The following is a 14,691-nucleotide window of genomic DNA, read 5'->3' on the forward strand; positions in this document are numbered from 1 at the left end:
GACTGCGCAGAACGCGCTCGCTGCCTCAGCTGGGGCAGGACGCACGCAGCATGGGCACGAGGGCGTCCCCCATGGCCCAACGGCCCGCCACGTCGGTGAGGTCACGCCCCGTGGCGGCCAGGCTGAGCTGCCGGGTGCCGTCCTCGGAGGTCAGCGTCATGCTGAGCGTGCCGAAGCTGGCGCCGTCGTGGCCGTAGAGGAAGGCCTCCCCCGGCAGCGCGCAGGGGTCGGGCAAGCGGTAGACGCCCAGGCCGTACTCGATGGATTCTTCGGTGACCGGGGTGACCATCACGTCGACCAACGACCGGTCGACGAGCCGGCCCTGCACCAGGGCGCGGGTGAAACGATTGAGGTCCTCGGTCGTGCTGACAACGGCGCCGGCGGAGAGGAAGAAGTCGGGGTCGAAGTCCTCAAGCTCCAGCCAGCCGGTCCCGATCCAGGCGTCCTCGGCCAGCACGGGGCCGCGCAGGGTGGAGTCGCTCGGGTAGGAGGTGTGCAGCATGCGGGCGGGGCGCCACACCCGGTCGCGAAGCAGCTCGGCGACCGGACGTCCGTTCTGCGCCTCCAGCAGCATGCCGAGCGCGACGTAACCGGCGTTGGAGTAGAGGAACTCTCCGGCCGGCGTCCACGGCACGGCGTTCACCGCGTCGATGTGCTCCTGCCCGGTGTAGTCGCGGCTGATAGCGGCCATGAACTGGTCCCACGAGTCCCAGTCCGTGACCTGGCTGGCGAGCAGCTCGGACGTGCCGTTGGGCACCCCACCGGTGTGGCTGAGCAGCTGACGCAGCGTGACATCGGGATGGTCGGGGAACAGGCCGGGGATGATGGCGTTGGCGGTGGTGTCGAGGGACCAGACCCCCTTCTCCACCTCTTGCAACACCAGGGTGGCGATCATGGGCTTGGTGATGCTGGCGGCCCGGAAGCGAGCCTGGACCCCCGCCGGCGCGCCCCGGTCCAGGTCGCGTTGCCCCGCGGCGCCGCGCCACGACAGCGTCGGGGTCTCCAGGCGACCTGTCACGCCAATGGCCCCGTCGGAGACCATGCTGGCCAGCCCGGCGTCGATGGCACGCGTGCCAGGAGTGGCCCGCCCGGGCGGGGTGAGCCGCGTACGAATGCCCGCCTCGCGCGCGGCCTCTCTGATCTGCTGCTGGAGGTGAACCTCCACGGTGTTCGGGTTGAGCGCGGCAGGCGCCGCGACGGGTGCGGCGGACGCCGGCGCGGCGAGCGCGACGGACGCGGCGAGCGCCACCGACACGGTGACGAGACGGTCGACGGTGGGGATGCGACGGTGCATGGGGAACCTCTCGGGGTTGGGGTCTGTTCTCCAGCCTGCCAAGGCAAGCGTGCGCCGCGCCAGTGGTGCGCCCCGACCTGGGACGCCAGCCTGGTCGAGACGGCGCCGACGACGGCTACGCTGACCGGGTGATCCTCGACGCCCGCGGGCCGGCGTCACCCGACGAGGTGTGGCGGCGCTACCTGACACCGGCGACATGGCCCCACTGGGCTCCCCACATCGCGGCCACGGCGTCCGACACGGACGTGCTGGGCGTCGGTGGCACGGGGCGGGTGTACGGGCCGGGTGGGGTGAGCGTCCGCTTCCGGGTCGACCGGGTGGACCCACGACTGCGGTCCTGGGCGTGGACGGTGCAGGTCGGCCCCGTGTCAGTGCGGCTGAGCCACGACGTCCTCCCCGCGCCGGGCGGGGGCAGCCGGGCGACGATGCGCGCCGAGGGCGTCCCTGGCCTGGCCCTCCAGCCCTATCGCCCGTTCGCGCTGGCCGCGCTGCGCGGGCTGGTGACCGGCGCCGTCGCGACCGCTGCCGAGCACGTCCAGACCCACCCGTTTGTGTTCGCCCCGTCCCACGTGGTGCCGGGACGCCTGGTCGGGGTCACCCCTCGTACCAGCACGATCGAGCTGGGGCCGTCCTGGCTGTACGTGGCCTACGGGCCCTGGCGGCTGGTCACCCCGCGCACCAACGTCGCCTCCACCCACCTGACCGGTGACTACAGCTGGCTCAAGACGGCAGGGCCGGCGCACCTGTCGTTCGCCGACCACGGAGTGTCGTTCACCCCCAACGCGGACGCGGGGGTGTGCGTGCGCTTCCACGAACCCGTGGCGGTCCTCGACCCGACCGGCGTCCTGGTGCACCCGGCCGCCACCCTGGGCGTCCGCGACCCCGATGCGTTTGCGCGAACGCTGGTGGACGAAAAACGGGGGGCCGGGGGTTAGCGCGTGACCGTCTGCAGCAGCAGGAAGACGGCTCCGTCAGGGTCCACGGCGGTCGCGCAGAGCTGGCGCTGCGTGCCCTCGGACACGTCCTCGGGTCCGTCGGTCACCTGACCGCCACCGGCCTCGATCGCCGCCACGGCGGCGTCCATGTCGTCCACGGCGAAGAACACGCGCCACGTCGACCGCCCGTCCGGGCCCACCATGTCGGTGCCGTGGAACAGCCCGATGGTGGCCGACTCGTAGGGCCCGACGGTGGCGAAGCCGGAGGACGGGTCGTCGTCGGCGCAGCGGATGTCCCACCCCAACACCGACTGGTAGAACGCGACATCAGCAGCGAAGTTCAGCGACGGCGTGTCGAACCAGACGGCTGTGCCGTGGGTGCCCGGCTCGAAGCCCGCCAGGGTGCCGGGTTGCCACAGGCCGAACTGGGCGCCGGACGGTGCACCGGCAATCGCCATCGTCCCCTGGTCACCCACTCCCATGGCGGGCACCAGCACCTGCCCGCCGTGCTGGGTCACCTGCGCCAGGGTGGCCTGGGTGTCGGAGGTCTCGAAGTACACGTTCCAGAACACCGGCTGGTTCTGGGTGGCGTCCGGGTGCTGCATCATGCCACCGACCAGCGCCCCGCCGACGAACACCTGGTGATAGTGCCCGAACTCCTCCCCGCCGTCGCTGTAGGTCCAGCCGAACACGGCCGAGTAGAAGCGCTTCGCGGCCTCGATGTCGGGCACCCCGAGATCGATCCAGATGGGTTTTCCGGGCGAACTGGTCATGGTTGTTCTCCTGGTGGGCGACGTGATGTGGATCGAACGGCCACGCCGGCGGCGCCGTGGTCAGGGAGTGATCTGGCCGTCGCCGTCGGCGGACCAGTAGCTGATGCGGGAGGCGTCGACCCGGATCATCACCAGGCCCTCGGTGTCCAGCCCGTCGGTGAACCACCGGTCGAGTTCGGCGTGCCAGTGGTCCTTCATCGCATTCTTGGAGGTGAGCAGCTGAGCTGTGCCCTGTACCTGGACGAAGAGGAAGTCCCCACCCGTGCCGTGTTGGAACTCGATGGAGACCTTCGCGTCCCGCTCGATGTCCTTCGCCATGCGCGACTCCGCCCACGTGAAGTAGTGGGACGAGCCGTCATAGTCGACCTCGCCGTTGTTGCTCATCGGGCGGCTGGCGATGTGCCCGCGCGAGGTGTGGGTGGAGAGCATCGCCATGTCGAGCCCACGCATCTTCGCCGCGAGCTGCTTCATCGTCCAGGTAGCCATGCTGCACCCTAACCAGCCCCTCGTCGGCACGGCAATGGCCGCGCCGGGGCCAACTCGGCGGGTGACCACCGGGAACAGCACCGCGAAGATCGGTAACGTCCTTCTGGTGCACCCTTCTGCCGAGTTCACGCGCGCCCGCTGGGCCGTGACGCTGATGTTCATCCTCAACGGCGTCGGCTGGGCGTCTCTGCTCCCTCGCTACCCAGAGCTCAAGCAGATCACCGGGCTCGGCGACTTCGGGTGGGGCGCGGTCATTGCGCTCGGACCGCTGGGCGGCCTCATCACCGGCCTGTTCACCGCCCGCCTCATGCGTCGCTTCCACTCGCCTTGGGTATGGCTCGCCGCCACGTTGATCGGCCTGGCATGCCTCAACCTCTCCGGCAACGCCTCACACTGGGTGATGCTCGCCGCGGGCATCGGCGGCATGGCAGCCATGGACTCCATCGCCGACATTGCGATGAACGCCCACGGGCTGCGCGTCCAGAAGGGTTACGGGCGCTCGATCCTCAACGGCCTGCACGGGTGGTGGTCGGTGGGCGCCGTCGTGGGTGGCTTCCTGGGGTCGATCGCCCTGCAGGGTGGGGTGCCGATCTGGGTGCAGACGTTGGTCGCCTCGGTGCTCTTCGGCGCCTTGGCGCTCGTCGCGCGATCATTGGCGCTGCGTGGACCGGACGCCTCCCCCGTCGAGGAAGGCGCGGCCACCCCGACGAAGGGCATCCCGCGTCGATGGCTGCCCCGCCTGATCGCCCTGGGCCTACTGGGCGCGTCGGCCGGCCTCATCGAGGACTCCGGCGCCTCGTGGGGAGCGGTGTACATGGACAGCCAGTTCACCGTCGAACCGTTCTGGGTGGGGATGGCCTTCGTGGCGCTGCAGGTGGCCCAGATGATCGGCCGCTTCACCGGCGACGCGCTGACCAACCGCATCGGTGCGCGCGGGGCCGTCACCCAGGGATTCATCATCGCCGCGCTGGGCATGGCTGTCGCGGTGGTCTTACCCACCCCAGCGACGACGATCCTCGGGTTCGCGTGCGCGGGCTGGGGCATCGCCACGGCGATCCCGGGCACCATGCACGCCGCCGACGAACTCCCCGGAATGTTGCAGGGCAACGGCCTGACCTTCGTGACGTGGCTCATGCGTCTCGGCTTCTTCGTCGGCCCGCCGCTGATCGGGCTGGTGGCGCAAGCGGTCGACCTGCGCTGGGCCTTGATCGTCATCCCAGCGGCCGCGTTGCTGGGCCTTTTGCTCACCCCAGCCCTGACCCTGCCCGAGCACGAGAAGTCGCCTGCCCCCCAGTGAGTTCATCGGCGGGCCAGCCAGTCGACGTCGAACGCGCTCGTCACCCCCATTCGGGCTGGGTGGCGACGGTTGACACGTGGTAATGCGCGTGCAGTGGCGTTACCACGTGATAACGCGGCTCTGCTTGCTCGATGAAGAGATGGAAGAACATGACCGAACGACACACCGCCTCAGCGCAGACGCTGGTGGGCGAAGACCTGCAGACGGCGATCCCCACGGACACCACGCTGCCGAAGGCGTTCTCGCTGCGATTCTCCACCCGCGGCATCGCGCTCGCCCTCAACGTCATCGTCCTGCTCCAGCTGACGTTCTACTCCACGGACGTGGTCGGGCTCGCCCCGGGCCTCGTCGGCGTCCTGTTCCTCGCCGCAAAGCTCTTCGACGGCTTCACCGACCTCGTCGCGGGCGTCATCATCGACCGGACGAACACCCGCTGGGGAAAGGCGCTGCCCTACGAGCTGTTCATCATTCCGCTGTGGCTGCTCACCGTGGCGATCTTCTCGACGCCCGCGATGAGCACGTTCTGGCAGGCCACGTACATCTTCGTCCTGTACGCGCTGATCAACTCCGTGTGCGCAACCTTCCTGAACGCCTCCGAAGCGGTGTACCTCAAGCGCTCGGTGCGCGGCGAGGTGCAGCACGCGAAGGTCCTGTCGCGGCAGGGCGTCCTGATCATCTTCATGGCCGCGATCGGCAGCATCATGCTGCCCCAGCTGATGGCATCCTGGGGCACCCAGCCCGGCGGCTGGACGATGATCGCACTGGTCTACGGCATTCCGTTCATGATCATCGGGCTCATCCGCTTCTTCACCGTGAAGGAGTTGCCCGAGGATGACACCGATCGCGTCACCGAGGAGCGCCTTGGCCTGGGCGCCACGGTCCGGGCCCTGTTCCAGAACAAGTTTGTCTTCGTCTTCACGGCCATGGTGCTGCTGGCCAACATCGTGATCGCCGCCAGCGCGATCGTCGGCACCTACTACTTCACCTACATCCTCGGCAACGTCGGCCTCATGTCGCTGGTGTCCGCCGCGGGCATCCTCGTGCTCGTGGTCTACCTGCTGTTCCCCCTCGCCGTCCGCACGATCGGGGCGATGAACTTCGCGCGCATCGGCCTGGTGCTCGCCATCGTCGGGTACCTCATGGTCTTCCTCGCCCCGCGCTCGTTGCCCATGGTCGTCATCGGCCAGGTGCTCGGCTCGTTCACGACGGTGATCACGATGCTGGTCGCATTTTTCATGATCCAGGCCATGACGTACGGCGAGTGGAAGACCGGGAAGCGGATCGACGCGGTCACCAACTCCCTGTCCAGCTTCGCCTCGAAGGTGGGCTCCGGGCTCGCGTCCGCCCTCGTCGGCTTCGCCATGGCCGCTGTGGGCTACGACGGCACGCTGGGCCAGCAATCGGCGGCGGCTGAATCCGCCATCATCCAGCTCTACTCCCTGATGCCGTTGCTGGTCAGCGTGGCCATGCTCGGGTTGAGCTTCTTCTACACGCTCGAGAAGCACATCCCGGCCATCCAGCGGGACCTCGCCGCCGGCGTCCACGCCAGCAGCAGCACCCTCACGGTCGGAGCCCCCTGCCCCTTCCCCCACCCCTCTTCGAGGACATCGCCTGCCATGACCAGCACCATGTTCCACACCGGATGGACCTTCCGACGCACTCCGGAGTCGATGGACACGCCCGTCGTCGTCCCTCACGACGCCATGATCGGCGAGCAACGATCCGCGCACGCCGGCGCCGTCGGGCGCAGCCTCTTCCAGGGCCTCCAGGGCGACACCCGTGTGCTCGTGGACGGCCGTGAGGTGACCGCCGGCGACGGATCGGACCGATTCCGCGACGAGTGGCGTCGCGACGCCGACGCGATGATCGCCAAGGACCGGGCCGGCCCTCGGTCATCCAGGACTCCCTCGGCAACGAGATCGCGGAGTCGGCCACGCCCAGGGCGCTTCGTTCGGCACCGCCACCGTTTCGCTCACGGCTGGCCAAGGTGCCCCCGCCCGCTGATCATCACCCCGCTGCCGCCCGATCGGCAGGGGTAGGGTGGCGCCGTGACGCAGGCTGACCGTGCTCGCGCGACAAGCAACGACGTCGCCGTCCTGGCCGGCGTCTCTCGCGCCACCGTGAGCCAGGTTCTCAACGGACACGCCGACCGCTTCGCCCCGCAGACCGCGCAGAAGGTGACCCGGGCCGCCCGCCAGCTGGGCTACCAGCCCTCGGCCGCTGGCCGTGCGTTGCGGCGCGGCTCCAGCGACTTCGTGCTCGCCCTCATCCCGAACACGACGTTCGGCGGCAACCTGCAAGACTGGTTCGAGCGCCTGACGGCCACCCTCGCCGCGCAGGGGTTCACCCTCGTGCTGGGTGTGACGACAGCCAGTGTGGACGTCCTGGACCGACTCGTCTCGCAGATGCAGCCCGCCGCGGTGCTGGCCTTCACTCCCTTCAGCGCGGCCGAACGGGCTGTGCTGGCCCGGAACGGAGTTGTGGCGGTGGATCCGCCCAGTGCAGCACGGGCGGGTCAGGATGCGCTGATCGGACGCCTCCAGGCCGAGACCCTCATTTCCCGCGGCCACCGACGGCTCGCGTTCGCCCACCTCGCCGACTCCCGCCAGGATCCGTTCGGCGCGGCCCGCGAGGACGGCGTCCGCCAGGCCGCCCTGGAGGCAGGACTGCCCGACATCGAGGTGGTGGGCCTGGCCATCCACATCGACGAGGCCCTCGGTGCTCTCGACCGGCTCCGGCCGCCGGGCATCGCCATCGCCTGCTACAACGACGACGTCGCGATCAGCCTCATGAACGCCGCGCAGCTGCGGGGCTGGGACGTACCGGGCGACGTCGCCGTCATCGGAATGGACCGCACGCCCGTGTCGCAGGTGACCGTGCCCCGACTGACCACCCTCGAGTACGACCTCAGCGATGCCGCGGCCACGGGTGCGGCGAGCGTCCTGCGCGCGCTCGGCCTGGAGGGTGAGGCGCCGACGCCGTCCGCGTCGGCGCTGCGCCTCGTCGAGGGGGCCTCCGTCTAGGCCGGAGCCGCTCCCCCGAGCCTTCAGTACGACGCGTAGACCGCGACGTCGTCGATGCTCCACCACTGGGGCGCTGCACCGGTCTGCGTGATCCGGAGGTACCGCGCGGTGGTGGGCTCGATGGCGATCGGACGCTTCCATCCGAAGGCGACGCTGCGCGCGACGCGCTGCCACGAGATGCCGTCGGTGGACACCTCGATGTCGAAGCCGCGCGGGTAGTCGCGGGGCGAGCGCCGAGGCGTCTGGAGCGTCACCATCGCGACCGGGTGCACGGTGCCCATGTCGATCTGGAACCACTCACCCCCCGCCATGTCCGCCCCCGTGTACCACCCCTCGTCGTTGGGGCCGTCGATGCCGCGTTCCGGTTCCAGACCCGCGGGGGATGACGAGGCGGTCACCCGCCAGCCGGAGTGCGGGATCGCCACCGGCGTGTACGAGGCGCGCCCGGTCGCGTACCGCGCGACCGTCCGGTGGAAGGCAGCGTTGGCCGTGAAGTTCTCCGTCCCGAACGCCCGCAGCTTGGCCTTCATGGTGGCCTCGCTGTCGCTGTTGAGCACTGGCACGGGGTGGGCGTTGCCGTGGTGGAGGCCCCAGTAGGCGAAGCCGGACTCGGCCGAGCCCTTGACCTTGTAGGCCCAGTTCGACCAGGAGACGCCCTGGGCGTTCATGCCCGCCAGGAAGCGGGCCCACAGGTCGTCGTTGTGGTACAGCGAGAACTCGCCGTTGAGCAGGGGGACGCCGACGGCGGCGTGCCGGTCGGGAATGGCGTCCAGTTCGTTCGCGACCGGACGCTCCTGCGCCGCCCAGTCCTTGGGGGCCGACATGTCGTAGGGGTGGAACTGGTACATGACGTTGGTCCACCCGTACTCACGCGGGTGGGCGATGGCGTTGAGGTCGAAGAAGGCGGGCAGCACCACCACGTGGTCTGGGTCGACGGCGCGGACGGCGTCGTAGAGCCGGTCGAACAGGTCGTTCTTCTGCCGGACGTCGTCGGCGTCCTCACTCATGTCGATGAGGGGCTCGTTGATCAGGTCATAGCCAGCCACCGCCGGGTTGCCGCGGTAGCGCGCTGCCACGGCCGTCCAGATGTCGACGGACAGTTGCTGTGCGTCGGAGGATCCCCAGAAGCCGTTGGGGCTCGGCCCGACCTTGCCGCAGCTCGCCCACGGGCACCCGCCCCCGGGCACGGTGTGCAGGTCCAGCAGCACGTACAGCCCTCGCTCGCCGGCTTCCCTCACGATCCAGTCGAGCCGGTCGAACGGCTGGGCCTTCCAGGAGCCGTCCGGGTTCACGAAGGTGGTCCAGCCCATCGGGACGCGCACGAAGGTGAGCTTGAGCCCGGCGATGGTGTCGAGGTCGGCCTCGGTGATCCAGGTCGCCTGATGGGTGTCGAGGACGCGCTGCGCCGCGTCCGTCCCCAGCCGTTGGGTCAGCGTGTCGTGGAGCGCGTAGTCGTCGCTGTAGAGGCCGGCCGTCAGCTCGCCGATGGACCACCACTGCGCCGCCGTGCCGGTCTGCACCACGCGCAGGTAGCGCGTCGCGCGGGCCGGAAAGGCGATGGACGTGGCCCGGAACGTGCCCTGCCCGCTCGCCGCAGTGGTCCACGTAGCACCGTCCCGAGACGTCTCGACGCGGTACCCACGGGGCCAGTCGCCCTCGTCCGGCATGTTCTCGGCCGCTTCGAGGGCCACGCTGTTCAGCGTCGTCAGGGCACCCAGGTCAACGGTGATGTGCTGGCCGTCCCGCTGGGGGGGAGCCGGTGGACCAGCGAGTGCCGACGTCGCCGTCGATCACGCGTTCGGGGGCCTGCCCCTCGGACGCCGAGATCTGCCAGCCGGCGCGGTCCATCTGGTTGCCGGTGTAGACCGCGACGTCGGCGACCGACCACCACTGCGGCGCGGTGGCGTGGTTGACGATGCGGAGATAGCGGCCCCACTTCCACCCCTGGAAGTCCACGAGCGTCGTCCGCCCGGATCCGAAGCCGCTGGCGGCGTGTTCGAAGGTCACGTTGTCGGTGGAGGTGAGGATCTCCCAGCTGCGCGCGAAGTCGTCCGGGGCCGCGCTGCCGGCGTCCAGGAGGAGCCGGTCCATCTGGATGACTCGCTGCATGTCGATAGTGAGGGCTTGGCCGGGCGCCTGCGGAACACCGGACTGCCAGGCGGTGGTCGGGTCGCCGTCGACAGCGGCGGCGGGCGTCGTCCCGGTGGCGGTCGCGGACGCCTGCGCCGTCCAGCCGGCGTCGTGCGCCACGGGATCGTTGAAGAGATTGAGCTCGCTGATCGACCAGGGCGCCGCGTCCAGGTCCACGGCGACGAGCCTCAGGAAGCGGGTCTTCTGCAGCCCGAAGCGCACGACCGTCTCCTGATCCGTGCCCCCCTGCTGCGCCACATTGGTCCAGGTCTGACCGTCCGAGGAGGTCTCCACCGCGAGGCGGCGGGGGTGCTCGCCCACCCGGTCGGTGCCGAGGGTGACGCGGTTGACCCAGGTCGGCTGACGGAGGTCGACGCGGATCTGGTCACCGGCACGCTGGGGGCCGGATGTGGACCAGTGGGTCGCCTGCTCCCCGTCCACGGTGGCGGAGGCGTGGGAGCCGGTGGACGCCGTCACCGTCCAGCCGCCGCGATCGAGCGCGAACTCGCCGAGCGGAGACATCCAGTCCTCCTGCACGAGCCAGCCGCCGAGATTGGTTCCGCGGAGGTTGATGGCCGCTCCGGCCCCGGAATCCGTCCGCAGGACGGTCCCGTTCGCCTTGATGAAGTCGGTCGACGTGAGGGGGTGACGCGCCGGGGCGCCGGTGGTCGCCGGCGCCGCGCGGAGCCCGGGGTCCCCCCACAAGACGGACGCCCCCAACAGCGCCGTCACCCCCAGCAGGGCTGTCATGCCCACCATCACCGTCGTGGTCGAGGGCCCGGTGGGGGTGCGGCGAAGCATGACACGTTCTCCTTGCGGGTGGGGGATGGGGTGACAACCGTTCACGGCTGTGGCGACCTGGTGACAGGACGCCGGAGGGCGGCGAGGAGGCTGATCCTCGCCGCCCCCCGGGTTTCCTACTTGTTCTTGCCTCGGGACACGCCCGTGACGTGGATGGTGCCCGAGAGGGGCAGGTCACGCGAGGACGAGCCAACCGACACGCCGTACTTGCCGTTGTAGGTGCGCCAGCCGACGCGCCCCTTGGTTTCCCACACCGAGAACGGGTGGTTGGCATCGGTGGAGTCGATCATGAGCTCCACCTGCTTGCTCTGCCCCGCAGCGAGCGTGATGCGGTCGAAGCCGACCAGGCGCTTGCCGGGTTCATGCGCTCCGTTGGGCAACGTCAGGTAGACCTGCGGGATCTCGGTGCCCGCGACCTTGCCGCGGTTCGTCACCGTGAACTGCACCTTGGTGCGCACCACGCCGTCCTTGCTGGTTGACGTCGTGAGCTTCAGCTTGTCGTAGCCGAAGGTGGTGTAGGACAGGCCGTGGCCGAACTCGAACATCGGCTCGATGCCCTGCTCGTCGTACCACTTGTAGCCGACCTGCAGACCCTCGGAGTAGTTGACCTGCCGGATCTCGTCCGAGCCGGCCGGCCGCGTCGTCGAGCCGTCGGCGAACACGCCGGGATACTGGTCGTTCTCCGGAACGCCCGTGGGCAGATCTTCCAGGCGCCTGGGGAACGTCACCGGGAGCTTGCCCGACGGGTTCACGTCGCCGAAGAGAAGGGCGGCGATGCTGTCGCCACCCGCCTGACCGGGCCACCAGACCTCGAGGACGGACGGCACCTGGTCGAGCCACGGCATCAGGACGGCCCCCGACGTTTCGAGAATGACGACCGTCTTGCGGTTCGCCTTCGCCACCGCAGCGATGAGGGCATCCCCGTTGCTGTGTAGGTTCAGGCTGTCCAGGTCGAAGTACTCCCCCGCCTGGTTGTGGCCGAAGACGATCGCGACGTCAGCGGCCGCAGCGGTCGCGGCGGCGGAAGCGAGATCGCTGCCGTCGTTGAACGTCACCGTGTTCCCGTCCTGAGCGGCCCGCTGGGTGATCGAGTCCAGAGGTGCGACGGGGTCGCAGTCCACGGCCAGGCCGGTCCCTGCCACCCCGAACAGGAGCGACGAGCACACCGACTTGGCGCTGATGCCGTTGGTCGGGGTGTTGGACGCCGTCGGGCCGATCACGGCGATCGTCTTGTTGCGCAGCTTCAGTGGCAGGGTCTGCTTGTCGTTCTTGAGCAGCACCGAACCCTGGTCGGCCATCTCGCGGGCGATCGCGTTCGCTTCCTCCGTCCGCTGGTCCTCCCAGCGCCCGGAGGTGGGGAGGTCGTGATCTTGGAGCCCCTTGTCGTACTTCTCGCGCAGCACCCGGAAGGCGGCCTCGCGGATCTGGGACTCCGTGATCTCGTCCGCGTCCAACGCCGCGTGCAGCCGGTCCGGGGTGAACCAGTACGGCAGCCCCAGTTCCTGGGACAGCCCGGCGTTGAGCGACGCGGCGGTGGACTTCTGTGCCCCATTGTCGGTGAGAACGAAGCCCTCGAAGTTCAGCTCGTTGCGGAGGTACTGGGTCAACAGCTCGGGGTTCTCACACGACCAGACGCCGTTGAGCTGGTTGAAGGCGCACATCACGCCCGCGGGGTCGCTCTCCTTCATCGTGATCTCGTAGGGCAGGCCGTAGACCTGACGCAGCGTGCGGTCATCGATGTTGGACGAGCTCGCCGCCCGGTCGAGCTCCTGGGTGTTGCCGAGGAAGTGCTTGAGCACCGCGGCGACCGGCTGACCGGGGTTGTCGTCCAGCGAGTTGACCCACGCCGCCGAGATCTTGCCGGCGAGATAGGGATCCTCCCCCAGATACTCGGCATTCCGGCCGTTCCACGGGTGCCTCACGATGTCGATTCCGGGGGCGAACAGGGCGTCGTACTGCTTGCGCCACGCCTCGTCGGCCATGGCCTTGCCCTTCTGTGCCGTCAGGTCCAGGCTCCAGCTCGCGGCCTGGGAGACGGGCACCGAGAAGGCCGTGGTACCGCCGACGTAGGCGATGCCCCAGGGGCCGTCGGTGTCGCCATTGAACTTCACGCACGCGACCGACGGGGCATACGTCACCGAGGGCCCGTTGGGCTGCCCCAGCCCACCGGCGGTCGGGGTCACCGTGATGCTGGGGTCGTTGGCGGTCACCTCGCTGAGCCAGCGCATCTGTTGGTCGAGCGTGGACGCGTCGAGCAGCAGGTTGGCCCGCTCCTCCGGTGACTTCGTTGGGTCCGCCCACGGGCAGGCCACCGCGGGCGCCGCCTGGGCCGGCGGCGTCGCCAGCGCGGCCCCCGAGACGGCCATCAATGCGGCGAGGCCGCCCCCCACCACTGCCCGGGTGCGCGTGCGATGTCGATGCACCGCGTGTTCTTCCGTCCTCATCAGTTCCTCCTTGAACGTGTGCCGGATGGGCGGAGACCTTCCGTACCCACCGTGTTCCGCGGTCGCCGCTGTCGGCGAGCCGCTCGTGCTGTGAACCGGGGTACGTCACCGCGAGCACAGCGTAAGCGTGCCCGGCCCGCGTCATCAACCGGTTCACAGAAAATGCCGCGGGTCGTTGACGTGGAGCGAGCCTGGTTCTACCGTGCTGCCGCACGCGATCAACCGGCTGACGCCATGGCGCACGGACGGCGCCGTCTCACGGGGGCACCACACGCGTGTCCTCCCGCACACACATGGCCACCGAACTAGGGTTGCCGCGAAGCAGCGTCCACCCGGGGTGACGGCGCCGACCAACCAGTGAAGGAGCTCATGACCCAGGAGAGGACGGCCCTGCCGCCCCGACGCCCGACGATGACGGACGTCGCCAACGCCGCCGGCGTGTCGAAGGGTGCGGTGTCCAAGGTGATCCGCGATGCCTACGGCGTGAGCCCCGCCATGCGGGCCCGCGTCGAGAAGGCCATCGCCCAGCTGGGCTACCGCCCTCGGGTCGCCGCGCGCGTCATGCGGGGCCAGAGCTTCACGATCGGGCTGGAGACACCGCACCTGGGCCAGGAGTTGCAGACCCTCGTCGTCGAGGGGGCGGCCGAGCAGCTGGCCGGCTCGCCCTACCAACTGGTGATCGTCCCCGGCCTGGGCCGCCTCAGCGCCACGGAGATCCTCGAATCACTCGTCGACCGGCAGGTGGACGGCATCATCGCGATCGCCTCCGACATGCCCACCGAGGCGATCGAGACGCTGGCCCAGCACACGCCGATGGTGGTGCTCGGACGCCACAGCCGCCCCCAGGCCTTCGACACCGTGGTCAGTGACGACGCGGCGGGCGCCGATCTCGTCATGGACCACCTCCTCGGTCTGGGTCACACCCGGATCACGCACCTCACGATCGACCCACCCACCGCGGAGGCGCCGCACGTGTTTCGGCGGGACCGGTACGTGGAGCGCATGCGCGCCGCGGGGCTGCGACCCGTGGTGGAGTACGCCCCCAGCACCGAACGTGGTGCCGTTGCCGCGACGAGTCGCCTCCTGGGCTCCGACGATCCGCCGACCGCGATCTTCGCCGGCCATGACGCCATGGCGCTCAACGTGTTGCGCGCGGCAGCCGACCTGGGCCTCGGGGCGTCCGACCTGTCGGTCGTCGGTTACGACAACATCGAACTTGCCGGCCACCCGCTCGTCTCCCTGACCACGGTGGACCACCGGGGCACGGACGTCGGACGCGTCGCCATCTCCCTGCTGCTGGAACGGATCAACGGCCGCACCGAGGCCAGGCACGAGTGCTTCAGCCCCGCGCTGCGCGTGCGACGCAGCACGGCTGCACCTCGCTGACCGCCCTCCCGAACGCGGCCCCACCTCTCCAAAATTTCCGTCAACCGATTTACGTGAATCGGTTGACGAAAAGGGAGCCAGCCCTCTAGGAGCCTGCTGAACAAGGCGTCTATCTGACGGCG

At 69.6% G+C, this 14,691-nt stretch carries 11 protein-coding genes; 5 read left to right on the forward strand and 6 right to left on the reverse strand.

Annotation, left to right across the window (positions count from 1 at the left end):
• Positions 1-25 precede the first annotated feature (25 nt).
• Complete coding sequence (locus IFY26_RS15745) at positions 26-1,294, reverse strand: serine hydrolase domain-containing protein (RefSeq protein ID WP_232549953.1); 1,269 nt, start codon at positions 1,292-1,294, stop codon at positions 26-28.
• A gap of 128 nt (positions 1,295-1,422) precedes the next feature.
• Here IFY26_RS15745 and IFY26_RS15750 point away from each other — a divergent pair, with 128 nt between their 5' ends.
• Complete coding sequence (locus IFY26_RS15750; RefSeq protein ID WP_232549954.1) at positions 1,423-2,229, forward strand: SRPBCC family protein; 807 nt, start codon at positions 1,423-1,425, stop codon at positions 2,227-2,229.
• On the opposite strand, the gene IFY26_RS15755 is transcribed toward IFY26_RS15750, so the two are convergent.
• Positions 2,226-3,002 carry a VOC family protein gene (locus IFY26_RS15755; protein ID WP_232549955.1) on the reverse strand — a complete coding sequence of 259 codons (777 nt, stop codon included), beginning with the start codon at positions 3,000-3,002 and terminating at the stop codon, positions 2,226-2,228. The genes IFY26_RS15750 and IFY26_RS15755 overlap by 4 nt on opposite strands.
• 60 nt (positions 3,003-3,062) lie before the next feature.
• Complete coding sequence (locus IFY26_RS15760; protein ID WP_232549956.1) at positions 3,063-3,488, reverse strand: pyridoxamine 5'-phosphate oxidase family protein; 426 nt, start codon at positions 3,486-3,488, stop codon at positions 3,063-3,065.
• A gap of 106 nt (positions 3,489-3,594) precedes the next feature.
• On the opposite strand from IFY26_RS15760, the gene IFY26_RS18290 reads away from it, so the two are divergent.
• The 3 genes from IFY26_RS18290 (at position 3,595) to IFY26_RS18295 (ending at position 7,808) form a co-directional block, all read left to right on the forward strand.
• Positions 3,595-4,785: an MFS transporter gene (locus IFY26_RS18290; RefSeq protein WP_232549957.1), complete on the forward strand. Its 1,191-nt coding sequence runs from the start codon at positions 3,595-3,597 to the stop codon at positions 4,783-4,785.
• Positions 4,786-4,934: 149 nt separating this feature from the next.
• Entirely contained in the window at positions 4,935-6,824 is a 1,890-nt protein-coding gene (locus IFY26_RS15770; protein ID WP_232549958.1) for an MFS transporter, read from the forward strand.
• Positions 6,825-6,833: 9 nt separating this feature from the next.
• Positions 6,834-7,808 (forward strand): LacI family DNA-binding transcriptional regulator, encoded by a 975-nt coding sequence (locus IFY26_RS18295; protein ID WP_232549959.1) that lies wholly within the window; start codon positions 6,834-6,836, stop codon positions 7,806-7,808.
• 23 nt (positions 7,809-7,831) lie between these two features.
• Here the strand turns inward: IFY26_RS18295 and IFY26_RS15780 are convergent, their stop codons facing one another.
• The 3 genes from IFY26_RS15780 to IFY26_RS15790 form a co-directional block, all read right to left on the reverse strand.
• Positions 7,832-9,499, reverse strand: coding sequence for a cellulase family glycosylhydrolase (locus IFY26_RS15780; protein WP_232549960.1), 1,668 nt, complete (start codon positions 9,497-9,499; stop codon positions 7,832-7,834).
• A gap of 28 nt (positions 9,500-9,527) precedes the next feature.
• Positions 9,528-10,739: a discoidin domain-containing protein gene (locus IFY26_RS15785; protein ID WP_232549961.1), complete on the reverse strand. Its 1,212-nt coding sequence runs from the start codon at positions 10,737-10,739 to the stop codon at positions 9,528-9,530.
• Between the two features lie 116 nt (positions 10,740-10,855).
• Positions 10,856-13,183: a beta-glucosidase family protein gene (locus IFY26_RS15790; RefSeq protein WP_232549962.1), complete on the reverse strand. Its 2,328-nt coding sequence runs from the start codon at positions 13,181-13,183 to the stop codon at positions 10,856-10,858.
• 369 nt (positions 13,184-13,552) lie between these two features.
• On the opposite strand from IFY26_RS15790, the gene IFY26_RS15795 reads away from it, so the two are divergent.
• Positions 13,553-14,569: a LacI family DNA-binding transcriptional regulator gene (locus IFY26_RS15795; RefSeq protein ID WP_232549963.1), complete on the forward strand. Its 1,017-nt coding sequence runs from the start codon at positions 13,553-13,555 to the stop codon at positions 14,567-14,569.
• Positions 14,570-14,691 lie beyond the last annotated feature (122 nt).

Origin of the sequence: Propioniciclava soli, assembly GCF_014858005.1 — a bacterium.
Taxonomy (GTDB): domain Bacteria; phylum Actinomycetota; class Actinomycetes; order Propionibacteriales; family Propionibacteriaceae; genus Propioniciclava; species Propioniciclava soli.